13 protein-coding genes are annotated in these 16,325 nt (G+C 71.4%); 9 read left to right on the forward strand and 4 right to left on the reverse strand.

The genetic code is table 11. The annotated features are described in order from the left end of the window. Positions 1–63: 63 nt before the first annotated feature. Positions 64–1,230, forward strand: a complete 1,167-nt coding sequence (locus ACFYVL_RS26890; protein ID WP_389249099.1) for a glycosyltransferase — start codon at positions 64–66, stop codon at positions 1,228–1,230. After that, on the forward strand, positions 1,227–2,264 hold the full coding sequence (locus ACFYVL_RS26895; RefSeq protein ID WP_389249101.1) for a GDP-mannose 4,6-dehydratase: 1,038 nt from the start codon (positions 1,227–1,229) through the stop codon (positions 2,262–2,264). The genes ACFYVL_RS26890 and ACFYVL_RS26895 overlap by 4 nt, the downstream gene beginning before the upstream one ends. Position 2,265: 1 nt before the next feature. Here ACFYVL_RS26895 and ACFYVL_RS26900 read toward each other — a convergent pair whose 3' ends face one another. Continuing rightward, positions 2,266–2,931 carry a TetR/AcrR family transcriptional regulator gene (locus ACFYVL_RS26900; protein ID WP_389249103.1) on the reverse strand — a complete coding sequence of 222 codons (666 nt, stop codon included), beginning with the start codon at positions 2,929–2,931 and terminating at the stop codon, positions 2,266–2,268. Between the two features lie 329 nt (positions 2,932–3,260). On the opposite strand from ACFYVL_RS26900, the gene ACFYVL_RS26905 reads away from it, so the two are divergent. The 5 genes from ACFYVL_RS26905 (at position 3,261) to ACFYVL_RS26925 (ending at position 8,541) form a co-directional block, all read left to right on the forward strand. Next, positions 3,261–4,226 carry a tetratricopeptide repeat protein gene (locus tag ACFYVL_RS26905; protein WP_389249105.1) on the forward strand — a complete coding sequence of 322 codons (966 nt, stop codon included), beginning with the start codon at positions 3,261–3,263 and terminating at the stop codon, positions 4,224–4,226. A 704-nt stretch (positions 4,227–4,930) separates the two neighbouring features. Continuing rightward, positions 4,931–5,563: a DUF6230 family protein gene (locus ACFYVL_RS26910; RefSeq protein ID WP_389249108.1), complete on the forward strand. Its 633-nt coding sequence runs from the start codon at positions 4,931–4,933 to the stop codon at positions 5,561–5,563. 96 nt (positions 5,564–5,659) lie between these two features. After that, complete coding sequence (locus tag ACFYVL_RS26915; RefSeq protein ID WP_389249110.1) at positions 5,660–6,307, forward strand: DUF6114 domain-containing protein; 648 nt, start codon at positions 5,660–5,662, stop codon at positions 6,305–6,307. Next, complete coding sequence (locus tag ACFYVL_RS26920; protein WP_389249112.1) at positions 6,297–7,775, forward strand: hypothetical protein; 1,479 nt, start codon at positions 6,297–6,299, stop codon at positions 7,773–7,775. Before ACFYVL_RS26915 ends, ACFYVL_RS26920 begins: the two co-directional genes overlap by 11 nt. A gap of 280 nt (positions 7,776–8,055) precedes the next feature. Continuing rightward, positions 8,056–8,541: a hypothetical protein gene (locus tag ACFYVL_RS26925; protein ID WP_389249114.1), complete on the forward strand. Its 486-nt coding sequence runs from the start codon at positions 8,056–8,058 to the stop codon at positions 8,539–8,541. 139 nt (positions 8,542–8,680) lie between these two features. Here the strand turns inward: ACFYVL_RS26925 and pyk are convergent, their stop codons facing one another. The 3 genes from pyk to pta all read right to left on the reverse strand — a co-directional run bounded on the left by pyk (position 8,681) and on the right by pta (position 13,556). Beyond that, positions 8,681–10,114 (reverse strand): pyruvate kinase, encoded by a 1,434-nt coding sequence (gene pyk, locus ACFYVL_RS26930; RefSeq protein ID WP_389249116.1) that lies wholly within the window; start codon positions 10,112–10,114, stop codon positions 8,681–8,683. A gap of 92 nt (positions 10,115–10,206) precedes the next feature. Beyond that, positions 10,207–11,460, reverse strand: a complete 1,254-nt coding sequence (locus ACFYVL_RS26935) for an acetate kinase (protein WP_389249118.1) — start codon at positions 11,458–11,460, stop codon at positions 10,207–10,209. Continuing rightward, complete coding sequence (gene pta, locus ACFYVL_RS26940; RefSeq protein ID WP_389249120.1) at positions 11,457–13,556, reverse strand: phosphate acetyltransferase; 2,100 nt, start codon at positions 13,554–13,556, stop codon at positions 11,457–11,459. The genes ACFYVL_RS26935 and pta overlap by 4 nt, the downstream gene beginning before the upstream one ends. A 337-nt stretch (positions 13,557–13,893) precedes the next feature. Between pta and ACFYVL_RS26945 the strand changes: the two genes are divergently transcribed. After that, positions 13,894–14,919 (forward strand): ATP-dependent 6-phosphofructokinase, encoded by a 1,026-nt coding sequence (locus ACFYVL_RS26945; RefSeq protein ID WP_389249122.1) that lies wholly within the window; start codon positions 13,894–13,896, stop codon positions 14,917–14,919. A 299-nt stretch (positions 14,920–15,218) separates the two neighbouring features. Then, entirely contained in the window at positions 15,219–16,283 is a 1,065-nt protein-coding gene (locus ACFYVL_RS26950) for a helix-turn-helix domain-containing protein (protein WP_389249124.1), read from the forward strand. Positions 16,284–16,325 lie beyond the last annotated feature (42 nt).

Below are 16,325 nucleotides of genomic sequence, written 5' to 3' on the forward strand. Positions count from 1 at the left end.
TGACGAATCCTGCCAAACCCCGCTCTTAGAACCCTCTTAGGGCGCCTCGTGAGTGTGGCGGCCATGCGCACTCCACTCTCAGTCGTGATCGGAGCCGGCGGCACCGGGGGCCACATCTACCCGGGTCTCGCGCTCGCCGAAGCCCTCCGCCGGGCGGTGCCCGACGCCGTCATCTCCTTCGTCGGGACCACGCGCGGCCTGGAGGGGGACCTCATACCGGCCGCCGGGCACCGGCTGCACACCGTCGACATGATCCCCTTCGACCCCTCCCTCGGGGCGAAGCGGTTCCTGCTGCCCGCCGCCCTGCTCAAGTCGGGTGCGCAGGCCCGCGCGATCCTCAAGGAGCAGGGCGCGCACGTCGCCGTCGGCATGGGCGGCTACCCGTCCGCGCCGGTGATCGTCGGCGCGCGGATGGCGGGACTGCCCAGCCTCATCCACGAGTCCAACGCGGTACCCGGCCGGGCCAACCAGTTCGCCGCCCGGCTGACCCCGCACATCGCCGTCGCCTTCGACCGCAGCCGCGCCCACCTGTCCGGCGGGCAGGACGCGCTCACCGTCGGCATGCCGATCGCCGCCTCCCTCGCCCGGCTCGACCGGCCCGCCCTGCGCGCCGAGGCCCGCCGGGTGCTGGGGGTGCCGGACGGGGCGCGGCTGGTGCTCTTCAACGGGGGCTCCCTCGGCGCGGTCCGGCTGACCGAGGCGGCCGTCGGGCTCGCCGCCCGGTGGCGCGGGCGCACCGACGTACACCTGCTGATCAAGACCGGTCCGGCGAAGCTGGCCGAGACCCGGCAGCGGATCGCCGAGGCCGGGGCAGGTCCGGTGGCGGCCGTCGTCCCCTACCTCGACCGGATGGACCTCGCGTACGCCGCCGCCGACCTGGTGGTCTGCCGGGCCGGGTCCGCGACCGTCGCCGAACTGGAGACCGTCGGCGTGCCGGCCGTCCTGGTGCCCTACCCGCACGCCCCCGGCGACCACCAGACCCACAACGCCCGGGTGCTCTCCGACGCGGGCGCGGCCCAGCTGCTGCCCGACGAGGAGACCACCACCGAGCGGCTCGCCGCCCTGGTGGAGCCGCTGCTCGCGGACCCCGCACGGCTGCACGCCATGGGCCGGGCCGCGGGACCCAGCACCCACGCCCGCGCCGCCGCCCTCCTCGCCGCACAGGTGCTGCGGCTCTCCGGGCTTCCCGAACTCACCCCCGCACAGCACGAACTGGAGTACACGGCATGAACACCACCTGGAACACCGACCCGAACACGGCGCAGGACGCCGGCCGCGTCGACTGGAAGGGCCGCAAGGTCCTGGTCACCGGCGCCGAGGGCTTCATCGGCTCCACCCTCGTCGACCTCCTGGTCGGCCTCGGGGCCGAGGTGCGGGCCTTCGTGCACTACAAGCCGTACGCCGAGAAGGGCTTCCTCAAGCACCATCTGACGAACCCGCGGGTGGAGATGTTCACCGGCGACGTGCGCGACGCCGGGCGGGTGTCGGACGCCGTCGCGGGCATGGACACCGTCTTCCACCTCGCCGCGCTGATCGGCATCCCGTACAGCTACTCCTCGCCCGGCGCGTACGTGCAGACCAACGTCGTCGGCACCGAGAACGTCGCCGAGGCCTGCCGCCGCCACCAGGTGCGCCGCCTCGTCCACACCTCCACCAGCGAGGTGTACGGGACCGCCCTCACCGCGCCGATCGGCGAACGGCACCCGCTCCAGCCGCAGTCGCCCTACTCCGCGTCCAAGATCGGCGCCGACATGATGGCGCTCAGCTTCCACCACGCCTTCGAGCTGCCGGTGACGGTGGTCCGCCCCTTCAACACCTACGGCCCCCGCCAGTCCGCGCGCGCCGTCATCCCCACCATCCTGGCCCAACTGCACTCCGGCGCCCGGCAGATCAGGCTCGGCTCGCTCACCCCCACCCGCGACTTCACCTACGTCACCGACACCGCGCGCGGCTTTCTGGCCGTGGCGGACTGCGACCGGGCGCTCGGCGAGACCGTCAACCTGGGCACCGGCCGGGAGATCTCGATCGGCGACCTGGCCACCGCGCTGATCGCCGCGTCCGGCCGGGACGCGGAGGTCGTCGTCGACCCGGCGCGGCTGCGGCCGGCCGGCAGCGAGGTCGAGCGGCTGCTCTCGGACAACGCGCGGGCCCGCGAATGGGCGGGCTGGGAGCCGGAGATGCCGCTGGCGGAGGGCCTGAAGCGGACCAGCGAGTGGGTCGCGGAGAACGTCCACCTCTTCGCCCCGGACCGCTACCAGGTCTGACTCAGGGCTGCTGCGGAATTCCGCCGAGCCCGCTCACCAGCAGCAGGGTGAAGCTGTGCGCCCACGCCTCGTCCACCGGTTCCGCGCTCACCAGCGCCCGGTGGACGACGGCACCGGCGATCACGTCGAAGATCAGGTCCGCGTTGCGGGCCGCCTGCGCGGGGGACTCCTCGTAGGGCAGCTCGCCGCGGGCCTGCGCGCGCTCCCGGCCCAGCAGCACCAGCCGCTTCTGCCGGTCCACGATCGCCGAGCGGATCCGCTCCCGCAGCGCCACGTCCCGGGTCGACTCCGCGACCACCGCCATCAGCGCCGTCTTCGTCTCCGGCCGCTCCAGCAGCGCCGCGAACTGCAGGACCACCCCCTGCACGTCCTCCAGCAGGCTGCCCCGGTCCGGGAGTTCGAGCTCGTCGAACAGGACCGCCACCGCGTCGACCACCAGCTCGTTCTTGTGCGCCCAGCGCCGGTAGAGCGTCGTCTTGGCCACCCCGGCCCGCTGCGCCACGTCGCTCATCGTCAGCTTCGACCAGCCCAGCTCCACCAGCGCGTCCCGGGTCGCCGCCAGGATCGCCGCGTCGGCGGCCACGCTGCGTGGGCGGCCGGGACGGGGCTGCTGGGCGGCCGTGGCGGTGGTGACGGCAGGGGTGGAAGGGGTGGCGGGGTTGGACATGCCGGAGACCATACCGGCGAGTAGGTCGGGTTCGGCACGCGTCTGGCAAGAGATCGTGAGGGAGATCACCGTGCGCTCGCGGCGCCGTTCGAGTTACGCTACGACCCGTAGCGAAAGCCCGTCCGGAACCGCGGCCGGGCCGAGCGACAACCACTGGCGCCAGGTGGGGACCCGGCGCACCCAATGAATACCGCAACACCACCGTGCAGCAGTAGGGCTTTGCCGTTCGTCCGGACCGGCACCCGCGTCCGCACCGGGGCCCGGGGGGCTTCCCCCGGGATATGGCGGCGGCTTTTCTGAACGGGCCGCCGAGGGGGGAGGATGTACGCATGCAGCCTAGGAACATGTCCATGAGCGGCGTCGTAGACCTCGCCGCGGTGAAAGCGGCCGGCGAGGCCCGGCAGAAGGCGGAGCAGGCGCGCGCCGAGGCCGCCCGGCAGGGCGGCACCGCAGCCGTGCCCGCCTCCCACCTCGTCTTCGACGTCGACGAGGCCGGGTTCGAACGAGACGTCCTCCAGCGTTCTTCCGAGGTCCCGGTCGTCATCGACTTCTGGGCCGAGTGGTGCGAGCCGTGCAAGCAGCTCGGCCCGCTGCTGGAGCGCCTCGCCCAGGAGTACAAGGGCCGGTTCGTCCTGGCCAAGGTCGACGTCGACGCCAACCAGATGCTGATGCAGCAGTTCGGCATCCAGGGCATCCCGGCCGTCTTCGCCGTCGTGGCGGGACAGGCGCTGCCGCTCTTCCAGGGCGTGGCCCCCGAGGAGCAGATCCGCGGGACCCTCGACCAGCTGATCCAGGTCGGCGAGGAGCGCTTCGGCCTGACCGGCATCCAGGTCGCCGAGGGCGACGCCCCCGCCGAGACCGACGAGACGCCGGCCGGCCCGTACGACGCGCTGCTGGACGCGGCGATGGACGCGCTCAACGCCAATGACTTCGCCGGCGCCGTCCAGGCGTACCGGAACGTCCTCGCGGACGACCCGGCGAACCCGGACGCCAAGGCCGGTCTCGTCCAGGCCGAACTCCTGGCCCGGGTCACCGGGTTGGACCCGCAGCAGACCCGCAAGGACGCCGCCGAGCGCCCGGCCGACCCGGCCGCGCAGATCGCCGCCGCCGAGCTGGACCTCGCGGGCGGGCACGTCGAGGACGCGTTCGCACGGCTCGTCGACACGGTGCGCGTCACGGCCGGCGAGGACCGGAACGCGGCCCGGGTGCGGCTGCTGGAACTCTTCGAGGTCGTCGGCGCCGACGACCCGCGGGTCAGCTCGGCCCGCACCGCGCTCGCGCGCGTGCTGTTCTGACGGTCGGTCCTCCGGCGGCGGCGCCCGCCGCCGGTTGATCCTCCGGTACGAGGGTGGTACGGGGTGCGCCAGGTGCTCCTGGGTGTTCAAACCTCAACCACCGCTGCGGGACCCCGTGATGCCCCTCCGCATCGCGATGATTTGGCGACACAGTGACAAAACGCGGCCGCGCTTTACCAAAACTTGGTAATCGCGGCCGCTGTTACTCGCAGTAAAGCAATGTCGCCCTTCTGTCCGCCTTCTTGCGGCAATCACCCGGTTTTCCGTGTCACCCGGAGCAGTGGTCCGCGACCCTGCGAGACCGGTCGGCGGCGCTTCGGTTATCCGGCCGTTACTAGCGAGTAACGAACCCCCTTGTGCCGAGCCCGCCTATGGACCACGATCGGCCACGCTCGGTCCTTTACCCACGCCTGACAAGCCAGTCGGGTCGCGGGACGACACAAGGGTCCCCACCGGGCGGGCCGGCAGCAGTGGTGCCGGCTCTGGACAGGGGGGTCTCCGCCGCATCGGCGGAGCCTGTCCAGCAGGTTGCGCGAACGCGTGGCCAGTGGTTGTCGCTCGGGGGTGATCGCCGGTGATTCGGACGTGGCTCGCGCCTGATGCTCCGACGCGGGCGCTCGTACTCCGAGGACGTAGCACTTCTCCCATCCCAGGACGGGCCCCTGCCCGTACCGGAGATGTACGTCCGAGAAGGAGGAAAGTACATGAGCTCAGCAGTACGCGGTGGAACCAGATGGCGTCGCTTCGCTGTCGTCATGGTGCCGAGCGTCGCCGCGACCGCGGCGATAGGCGTGGCCATGGCCCAGGGTGCGCTGGCGGCCTCGTTCAGCGTCTCCGGCCAGGACTTCAAGGTCACGGCCGACCGGCTGGACGGCACCGGCTTCGTGCAGTACGGCTCCATCGCCGAGGGCACGGACCTGAAGGGGAACCCGGCCGCTCACCCGGTCGCGGTCTCCGGCTTCAAGACCGCCGACATCACCAACATGTGCCAGTCGGTCGTCACTCCTGACGTCCCGATCTTCGGCAGTGTCAGCCTGATGCTCAAGGCGGGTACGGGCGCCACGCCCGTCCACGCCGAGAACATCTACCTGGACGTCGCCGACCTGGACGCCGACGCCGAGTTCTCGAACATCGACATCGGTGTCGCGGCGGGCAAGGCCACCAAGGGTCCGGGCATCCAGAAGGGCACGAAGGCCAACCCCTTCGGCTTCGCCCAGCAGGCCGACAAGGCCGTGCTGACCAAGGTGAAGCAGCGCGCCTGGGCGACCTCCGCGGGCACCTTCAAGCTCAGTGGTCTGAGCCTGCGCCTGCACAAGGGCGTCAAGGAGTGCTACTAAGCACTCCCTTGCGGGCGGGGCGCTCCCAGGGGCGTCCCGCCCGCTCCTTCTCCCTCATCTTCTGCACAGCAACACCGGTTCCAGGGAGCTGTTTTCATGAGCGCCGAGACCTCGGTTCCGAGCCAGAGCCGCGACTTCCACTACTGGCGGCTGCGCTTTCGCGCATGGCGAGGCGTCCGGCCGTTCTGGGCGGGACTCTTCACCATCATCGGTGGCGTCCCGATCATGTATTTCCCGTACAACGACCTCAAAATGGGCGCGCTCACGCTCACCATGGCGACCACCGCGGGCGCCGGTTCGCTGATCATCGGCGTTCTGCTGGTCACGCTCGGGCTCACGATGTGGTTCCACTCCATCGTGCGGATCTTCGCGGGTGTGGCCGCGATCCTGCTCGCGCTGGTGTCCATCCCGGTGTCGAACATCGGCGGATTCCTGATCGGCTTCCTCTTCGCGCTGCTGGGCGGTGCGATGTCCATCGCCTGGGCACCGGCGAAGCCCGGCGCGGAGCCCGCGGGCGCCGGCGCCGCTGATCCCTCCGCCGCCCCTGCCTCCTTCCCCGGTGCGGAACCGGGCGCGGGCGGTGTTCCGGCCGCCGAGCAGACGATGGCCCTGGGCCGGCTGCCGCAGCAGGCGGGCGGGCCGAAGGCGGATCTCACGAAGAGCGAGGGACCGGGGAGCGGCCCGGACACGAACACGACCGACTCAGCTGGCGACGCCGATGGCAGGAGGAACAGTGCGGGGTGACGAGGCCCAGGAGACCGTAGGTGGGGGAGTGGAGGCGCGCGGCAGAAGCGGGCCGCGCCACGCGGCCCCCAGGAAGTCGCTGCTGACCAAGCTCCACATGCCGGCGGGCAAGGCCCTGGCCCTCGCGGCGATGCCGACCGCCGTGTTCGTCGGGATGAGCCTGACGCCGAAGCTGGCGATGGCCGCCGAGGAACCGGCGAACCCGTTCGCCCCCGGCCCGTGCGTCACCCAGCCGGACGCCGACGCCGACAAGGACGCCGAGGCCAAGGAGAAGGACAAGGCCGAGGACGAGGCGAAGGACGGCGCGGCCGGCGACAACGCCGATGGCGCGAAGGACGACGCCGGGACGAAGCCGAAGGACGACACCGCGGACGGCGCGAAGCCGGGCACCACTCCGGCCCCGGGCGCCACGAAGGCCCCCGGGAAGCCGGCCGGCGACACCGCCCCGGAGACCGGCGGGACCGCGGGCGGGAGCACCCCCGCCCCGAAGCCCACTCCCGCGGAGACGGAGCCGAAGAACCCGCTCGACCCACTGGGCGTCGGCGACAAGATCAAGGACTTCTTCGACGGGCTCGGCGGCAAGAAGGAGGAGGCCCCGGCGACCCCGGCGCCCACCACCTCTGCGCCCGCCCCGAAGGAGACTCCCGCGCCGCAGAAGTCCGCCGGGACGCCGGCCCCTCCGGCGAAGAAGGCGCCCGCCGCGGACGGACCCGCGGCACCGAAGCCGGCGGCGGACGCCCCGAAGGCGGGCGACGACGCGGACACCAAGGCGGAGAAGGACGCCAAGGCGGCCAAGGAGAAGCTCGACAAGGCGGCCGAGGAGGCCGAGGAGAAGGCCGAGCAGGCGGCGGCCAAGACCGAGAAGTCGATCCGCGAGGCCGCCGAGAAGCTCGGCATCAAGGTCGCGGACCTCGACCAGGACGGCGACGGCAAGCCCGACCTCGTCCCCAACGCCGACGGCTCGATCCCCTTCCCCTGCCCCACCGCCGACCCCAAGGCGCTTGCGGACGCGAAGCTGGAGCCGGGAATTCCGGACCTGCCGGACGACCCGTGGACGCTGGAGACGTCGATGCTCACCCTGCGGGGCCTCAACTACGAGGGCATCGTCGAGGTCCGCACCGCGGGCGGCAAGATCAAGAAGGTCCTGAAGTTCACCGCCAAGGAAACCGACATCAAGGACCTGCACCAGACCACGGTGGGCCCGAACGGCACCACCGGTCACGTCCAGGCGCGCAAGGGCTCCACCTCGACCCTCCGCCAGGGCACGGTCACCATGTACACGGAGGAGCTGAAGGGCAACCTCTTCGGGCTCATTCCGGTCACCTTCAGCCCGGAGACCCCGCCGCCGCTGAACGTCCCGATCGCGATGTTCACCAAGGCGAAGGTCACCCAGGCCGGTCAGTTCGGCGGCACCCTGACGGTGCCGGGGCTGCACAACTACTTCACGGGTCCGGGCACGGGCCAGTAGCGGGTGGGCGCCCGGGTGCCACGCACACCGGGCACCCCCGCACCGTACGTACGAGGGCCCGGCAGGACGGAGAACGTCCTGCCGGGCCCTCGGCGTTGGGGCACGGCACGGCACGGCCGGGCGGCGGTCCGGCGGCGGCGCGATCCGGCCGGGCGGCGGTCCGCCGGGCGCGGAGGCCCGTCCGGTAATGCTCACTCCGGACACTTGACCTATGACATGGCCATGTCTATTTTCGCGTTACCGCCGGTAATCGACCGGCGCGAACGCGGAGGTACTCGCAATGCCCCGTTTCATCTCCCCCCACAAGGTCGCCGGCGTGCTCGTGGGCGCGCTGACCGTGGCCGCGCTGACGGCCGGACCCGCAAGCGCGGCGCAGGGCAAGGTCGACGGCACCATCGGAGCGGGCGACAAGTCGTGCAGCTGGACCGGCGGTGTCACCAGCGACACCGCTCCCAACAGCCTCACGGTGGACCGCAGCACCATCAACACCCCCGGCGGCAACCTCAGTTGCTCGGGCCTCAGCGCTTCCCTCAACAACGACCCCGCGGTGACCTTCGACGACGCCGCGGGCACCGCCAAGGCGGACGCCCTCGACGTGTCGGTCACGGTCATCGGCGTCACCTGCCGCTACCGGGCCGAGGGGCTGACGGCACAGCGCGACGGCACCACCCGCAGTTACGCGGCGACCGCCGACGTACCGCTGAAGGAGGGCGGATTCCTCTGTCCGGCCACCCAGACGGTCACGGCCACCCTGGCCTTCCACTGACCGCAGGCCAACCGCGCCCCGGCCGGGCACACCCCGGACCGCCGCCGGAACCCGGCCGGGCGTACCCGTGAACGACGGCGGGCCCGGAGTCCCAGGGACTCCGGGCCCGCCCGCGTGCGTGCGTGCGAGGCTGCCGCCGTCAGGCGGTGGCCCCCTCACCGCCCAGGTGGTGCACCCGCACCATGTTCGTGGTGCCGGGGATGCCGGGGGGCGAACCGGCCGTGATGATCATGGTGTCGCCCTTGTTGTAGCGCTTGAGCTTCAGCAGCTCGGCGTCCACCAGGTCGACCATCGCGTCCGTGTTGTCCACGTGCGGCACCACGAAGGACTCCACGCCCCAGCTCAGCGCCAGCTGGTTGCGGGTGCCCTCGTCCGTGGTGAAGGCCAGGATCGGCTGGGCCGCGCGGTAGCGGGAGAGCCGGCGGGCCGTGTCGCCGGACTGGGTGAAGGCGACCAGCGCCTTGCCGTCCAGGAAGTCCGCGATCTCGCACGCGGCACGGGCCACCGAACCACCCTGCGTGCGCGGCTTCTTGCCCGGCACCAGCGGCTGGAGGCCCTTGGAGAGCAGCTCCTCCTCGGCCGCCACGACGATCTTCGACATCGTCTTGACGGTCTCGATCGGGTACGCGCCGACCGAGGACTCGGCGGACAGCATGACCGCGTCCGCGCCGTCCAGGATCGCGTTGGCGACGTCGGACGCCTCGGCGCGCGTCGGCCGCGAGTTGGTGATCATCGACTCCATCATCTGGGTCGCGACGATCACCGGCTTGGCGTTCCGGCGGCACAGCTCCACCAGGCGCTTCTGCACCATCGGGACCTTCTCCAGCGGGTACTCCACGGCCAGGTCGCCACGGGCCACCATCACACCGTCGAACGCCGCGACGACGCCCTCCATGTGCTCGACCGCCTGCGGCTTCTCCACCTTGGCGATGACGGGGACCCGGCGGCCCTCCTCGTCCATCACCTTGTGGACGTCCTTGACGTCGTCGGCGTCGCGGACGAAGGACAGCGCGACCAGGTCGCAGCCCATCCGCAGGGCGAAGCGGAGGTCCTCGACGTCCTTCTCGGAGAGTGCCGGGACGTTGACCGCCGCGCCGGGCAGGTTGATGCCCTTGTGGTCGGAGATGACACCGCCCTCGATGACGATCGTCTTCACCCGGGGGCCGTCCACGGAGACGACCTTCAGCTCGACGTTGCCGTCGTTGATGAGGACCGGGTCGCCCTTCTGGACGTCGCCCGGCAGGCCCTTGTACGTGGTGCCGCAGATGGACTTGTCGCCCGGGACGTCCTCGGTGGTGATGGTGAACTCGTCACCGCGCACCAGCTCGACGGGGCCCTCGGCGAACTTCGCCAGGCGGATCTTGGGGCCCTGGAGGTCGGCGAGCACGCCCACCGCGCGGCCGGTGTCCGAGGCGGCCTTGCGGACGCGGTCGTACCGGGCCTGGTGCTCCTCGTGGGTGCCGTGGCTGAAGTTGAATCGGGCCACGCTCATGCCGGCTTCGATCAGAGCGACGAGCTGCTCGTGCGAGTCGACGGCGGGGCCAAGGGTGCAGACGATTTTGGAACGGCGCATAAGGCGGATCCTAACGGTTTGTTTCGCTGCGGAATATTCCGTCTGGTGGAATGTACAAATGGGCGGGCGGGCGCTCAGACGGGCCCCGTCGGTCATTTGCTGACGAGGTCGAAAACCTGGTTCGCGATTTCCAGTTCCTCGTCGGTCGGTACAACGGCCACGGCCACGCGTGCGTACTCCGGGGAAATGATCCGGGGTTCGTCGGAACGTACGGAGTTCAGCTCGGCGTCGACCGCCAGGCCCAGCTCGGCGAGGCCCGCGACGGCCGCCTCGCGCACCGGGGCCGCGTTCTCGCCCACACCCGCGGTGAAGGCGACGGCATCCACCCGGCCGAGCACGGCGGAGTAGGCGCCGATGTACTTCTTCAGCCGGTGGATGTAGATCTCGAAGGCCAGCTCGGCCCGCCGGTCGCCCTCGTCGATACGGCGGCGGATTTCCCGCATGTCGTTGTCGCCGCAGAGACCGACCAGACCGGACTTCTTGTTGAGGAGCGTGTCGATTTCGTCGGTCGACATTCCCGCCACCCGCTCCAGGTGGAAGATCACCGCCGGGTCCAGGTCACCCGACCGGGTGCCCATGACCAGACCTTCGAGCGGGGTGAGCCCCATCGAGGTGTCGACGCACCGGCCGCCCGCCACGGCGGAGGCGGACGCCCCGTTGCCGAGGTGCAGCACGATCACGTTGACCTCCTCGGGCGCCTTCCCGAGCAGCTCCGCGGTGGCGCGCGAGACGTAGGCGTGCGAGGTGCCGTGGAAGCCGTAGCGGCGGATCCGGTGCGCGTCGGCGGTCTCCACGTCGATCGCGTACCGGGCCGCGTACTCCGGCATCGTCGTGTGGAAGGCGGTGTCGAACACGGCGACCTGGGGGAGGTCGGGGCGCAGCGACTGCGCGGTCCTGATGCCGGTGATGTTCGCGGGGTTGTGCAGCGGGGCGACCGGGACCAGCCGCTGGATCTCCGCCAGCACCTCGTCGGTGACCACGGTCGGGGCACTGAACTTCAGCCCGCCGTGCACCACCCGGTGGCCGATGGCCGCCAGTTCGGGGGAGTCCAGGCCGAGCCCGTCGGAGGCCAGTTCCAGGGCGACCGCCTGGAGCGCCTCGTCGTGGTCGGCGAACCGGGTCTCGGTGACCCGCTTCTGGCCGGCCCGCTCGCCGGTCAGCGCGGTGTGCACCAGTGCGGAGGTCTGCTCGCCGATCCGCTCGACCAGCCCGACCGCCAGCCGCGAGCGGTCCCGCATGTCCAGGAGCTGGTACTTCACCGACGAGGAGCCGGAGTTGAGGACGAGGACGCGGGTGGGGGAGGTGCTCACGGGTGGGGTGCTCTCTGTGGGGGGTACGGAGGTCATGCGCGCTCACCGTCCGGCCGGTCCTGGCTCTGGGCCTGGATCGCGGTGATCGCGACGGTGTTGACGATGTCCTGCACGAGCGCGCCGCGCGACAGGTCGTTGACCGGCTTGCGCAGGCCCTGGAGGACCGGGCCGACGGCGACGGCGCCCGCCGAGCGCTGCACGGCCTTGTAGGTGTTGTTGCCGGTGTTGAGGTCCGGGAAGATCAGCACGCTGGCCTGGCCCGCGACCTCGGAGTCCGGCAGCTTGGTCGCGGCGACCGAGGGCTCCACTGCCGCGTCGTACTGGATCGGGCCCTCGACCTTGAGGTCGGGGCGCGAGGAGCGGACCAGTTCGGTGGCCTCGCGGACCTTGTCGACGTCCGCGCCGGCGCCCGAGGTGCCGGTGGAGTACGACAGCATCGCCATCCGGGGCTCCACGCCGAACTGGGCGGCGGTGCCCGCCGACTGGATCGCGATGTCCGCGAGCTGCACGGCGTTGGGGTCCGGGTTGACCGCGCAGTCGCCGTACACCAGCACCTTGTCGGCCAGGCACATGAAGAAGACCGAGGAGACGATCTTGGCGTCCGGCTTGGTCTTGATGATCTCGAAGGCGGGGCGGATGGTGGCGGCGGTGGAGTGCACCGAGCCGGAGACCATGCCGTCGGCCAGGCCCTCCTGGACCATCAGCGTGCCGAAGTAGTTCACGTCGGCGACCACGTCGTACGCCAGCTCCACCGTGACGCCCTTGTGGGCGCGCAGCGCCGAGTACCGCTCGGCGAAGGACTGCCGCAGCTCGGAGGTCTGCGGGTCGATGAGCTGGGTGGAGCTGAGGTCGATGCCCAGGTCGGCGGCCTTCTTGCGGATGGTGTCCACGTCGCCGAGCAGGGTCAGGTCGCAGACGTCGCGGCGCAGCAGGACGTCGGCGGCGCGCAGCACGCGCTCCTCGGTGCCCTCGGGCAGCACGACGCGGCGGCGGTCGGACCGGGCCTGCTCCAGCAGCTCGTGCTCGAACATCATCGGGGTGACCCGGCCGCTGCGGGCCACCGACATCCGGTCCAGCAGGTCCGCGGTGTCCACGTGCCGCTCGAAGAGGCCGAGCGCGGTCTCCGCCTTGCGCGGGGTGGCCGCGTTCAGCTTGCCCTCCAGGGCGAACAGCTCGCCCGCGGTCGGGAAGGAGCCGCCGGCCACCGAGATGACCGGGGTGCCGGGCGCCAGCCGGGCCGCCAGGGTCAGCACCTCCTGGCCGGGCTTCTCGTCCAGCGTCAGCAGCACGCCCGCGATCGGCGGGGTGCCGGCGCTGTGCGCGGCCATGGAACCCACCACCAGGTCGGAGCGGTCGCCGGGGGCCACCACCAGACAGCCGGGGGTCAGCGCGTTGAGGAAGTTCGGCAGCATGGCGCCGCCGAAGACGAAGTCGAGCGCGTCGCGCGCGAGTCCGGCGTCGTCACCGAGCAGCACGGTGCCGCCCAGGGCCTGGGTGATCTGCGCGACGGTGGGCGCCGCCAGGGCGGGATCGTCCGGCAGGACGTACGCGGGCACCGGCAGCCGGCGGCTGTCGTTGAGCTTCTCGGCTATCTCCGCCCGGTCCGGCGGGGCGACCCGGTTGACCACCAGGGCGAGCACGTCGCAGCCAAGTCCGTCGTACGCCCGGTAGGCGTTGCGGGCCTCGGCGCGGACCGACTCGGCCGGCTGGTCCTGGCCGCCCACGACGGGTATGACGGACGCGCCGAACTCGTTGGCCAGCCGCGCGTTCAGCGCCAGTTCGTCGGGGAGCTGGGTGTCCGCGAAGTCCGTACCGAGCACGAGGACCACCTCGTACCCGCGGGCCGCCGCGTGGAAGCGGTCGACCAGCCGGGACACCAGCTCGTCGGTGCCCTTCTCGGCCTGCAGCGCGGATGCCTCGTGGTAGTCCATCCCGTACACCGTCGCCGGGTCCTGGGACAGCCGGTAGCGGGCCCGGAGCAGGTCGAAGAGGCGGTCGGGGCCGTCGTGGACCAGCGGCCGGAATACCCCCACCCGGTCCACCTGTCGGGTCAGGAGCTCCATGACTCCAAGCTCGACGACCTGGCGGCCGTCCCCCCGGTCGATCCCGGTCACGTACACGCTGCGCGTCACGCGTGCTCTCCGTCTCGTGTCGTCTTCTTCGGTCGTTCGCAGTGACCCCGGCGGTGAGAACCGGGACCGGGCGGTGCGGACCGATTCGGACGGCTCCTGACCCGACTGCCACTGCGACCAGCATTTTTGTTGAGTTTGTACGGTTAGGGTGGTCTTGCACCCTTGACAATACCTTTGGGCATGGATAGGGCGCCCGCCGGAGAAGGTCCCGCGGACAGGGGCCAAAGACCCCCTGTCCCTCTTGTCCCGGAGTATCCGAAAGCGCGCCGCGCATTCGGACCGTGGAACAATTGGCACCTGGCTCACAAGTACCACCAAGAGCAGGAGACACAGCACGATGCGTATCGGAGTTCTCACCGCAGGCGGCGACTGTCCTGGGCTGAACGCAGTCATCCGGTCGGTCGTGCACCGTGCCGTCGCCGGTCACAACGACGAGGTCATCGGGTTCGAGGACGGCTTCAAGGGCCTCCTCGACGGTCACTACCGCCCCCTCGACCTCAACGCCGTCAGCGGCATCCTGGCCCGCGGCGGCACCATCCTCGGCTCCGCCCGCCTGGAGCGCGACCGCCTTCGCGAAGCCGCCGAGAACTGCTCCGAACTCGCCGCCAAGTACGGCATCGACGTCCTCATCCCGATCGGCGGCGAGGGCACCCTGACCGCCGCCCGGATGCTCTCGGACGCCGGAATGCCCGTCGTCGGCGTGCCGAAGACCATCGACAACGACATCAACGGCACCGACCGCACCTTCGGCTTCGACACCGCCGTCGGCGTCGCGACCGAGGCCATAGACCGTCTCAAGACCACCGCCGAGTCCCACCAGCGGGTGATGGTCGTCGAGGTCATGGGCCGTCACGCGGGCTGGATCGCCCTGGAGTCCGGCATGGCCGGCGGCGCCCACGGCATCTGCCTGCCCGAGCGCCCCTTCGAGATCGACTCGCTGGTCAAGATGGTCGAGGAACGCTTCGCGCGCGGCAAGAAGTTCGCCGTCGTCTGCGTCGCGGAAGGCGCCCGTCCGGCCGAGGGCACCATGCCGTACGAGAAGGGCGTGATCGACCAGTTCGGCCACGAGCGCTTCACCGGCATCGGCACCCGCCTCGCCGTCGAACTGGAGGCCCGGCTCGGCAAGGAGGCCCGGCCGGTCATCCTCGGCCACGTCCAGCGCGGCGGCACCCCCACCGCCTACGACCGCGTCCTGGCCACCCGCTTCGGCTGGCACGCGGTGGAGGCGGCCCACGCGGGTCACTTCGGCAAGATGACCGCGCTGCGCGGCACCAGCATCCGGATGGTCCCGCTCGCCGAGGGCGTCACCGAGCTGAAGACGGTCCCCGAGGACCGCATGTACGAGGCCGAGTCGGTCTTCTAGGTCTTCCGGAGCGCTCCGGAGCGCTTTTTGGCCAGGGTGCCTTCCGCGTACCTGCCGTGTGCCATCCGTGCGCCTTCTGGGCGCCTTCTGGGCAAAGCGCCCCGGAGCCCCGTCGAACGGCCCCCGTCGTCTCCCCTGTGGACGGCGGGGGCCGTTCGGCGTGCTGCCGGAGTTGGCGATTCCCACTCTTGAGTTGTCCGGCCGCCTCAACAAGGCTTCAGCCTGTCCGGGACATGTCCCAACCGCCTTGTCGCCGCCCTCCGGACACCGGCCGGACCAGGTGACAGGAGGCGCCCCGGATGCCCGAGCCCGACCCGCGCGACGCCCGCACGCCCGCCGAGTACGTGGCCCGGCTGCAGGCACTGAAGGAGTGGTCCGGCCTCACCTACCGCGAGCTGACCGTCCGCGCCGAGGCGCTGGGCGAGGTGCTGCCGCGCAGCACGGTCGCGAACATGCTCTCCCGGGCGACCGTGCCGCGCGAGGAACTGGTGGCGGCCTTCGTACGGGCCTGCGGTTGCGGTCCCGCGGCGGTGACCGAGTGGCTGGCGGTGCGCAAGGAACTCACGGCCGGGGGCGGACGCGGGAGCGAACCGGCCGCCGGGCCGCACCCGCGGACGGCCGGCGCACCAGAGGCCACGGTCCCGGAAGCGGCGGGACCGAAGTCCCCGCCCGACGGGCCCCGCGGGGGCCGGGGGTCCCGTCTTCCCCGGGCGAAGGTCCTGGTGCCGTCGCTCGCCCTGCTGGTGACGGCGGCGACCGCGGCACTGCTGGTCGGCGACTTTCCCGGTCCGGTCCCCGGTTCCGGCTCCGGGCCTGCCGCCGGTTCCGTTCCCGGCTCCCGTCCCGCCACCGGTTCCGGTTCCGTATCGGGTTCCGTTTCGCCGCCGGGGCCGGTGCGGGGAGCTCCCGCTCCGGGGGAGCGGACACTGCGTGCGGTGCATTCGGGACTGTGCCTGGCCGAGCGCGCCGGGGCCGGCAGCGGCAAGGTCCACCAGGCTCCCTGCAAGGGCCGGATACCCAAGTACTCCCTGGTCAAGATGGATGGAGAGAACTGGCGGATCGCCTCCTGGCACCCGCAGTTCGAGGACGGGTGCATGGGGGTGCGCTGGGGGAGGACCGGCCCGGGGGTCTGGCTGGAGGACGATGTCTGCGAGAACAGGAACCCGGCCGCCGAGACGTTCCGCTTCGAGCCGGTGGGCAGTCCGGTCAAGGGCTACCGGATCCGCCCCCTGCACACGGACATGTGCGTGACGGTGCCGGGAGCCGCCGTCGCGGAGTGGACGGCGCTGGAGCAGCGGCCGTGCACCGCCGACGCGGCGGGACAGCTGTTCCGCTTCGACCCGGTGGGGGCGGACGGATCCTGACGGGTACGGGTACGGGTACGGGTACGGGTACGGACCGGGGCG

This window comes from Streptomyces sp. NPDC004111, assembly GCF_042874215.1.
GTDB lineage: Bacteria > Actinomycetota > Actinomycetes > Streptomycetales > Streptomycetaceae > Streptomyces.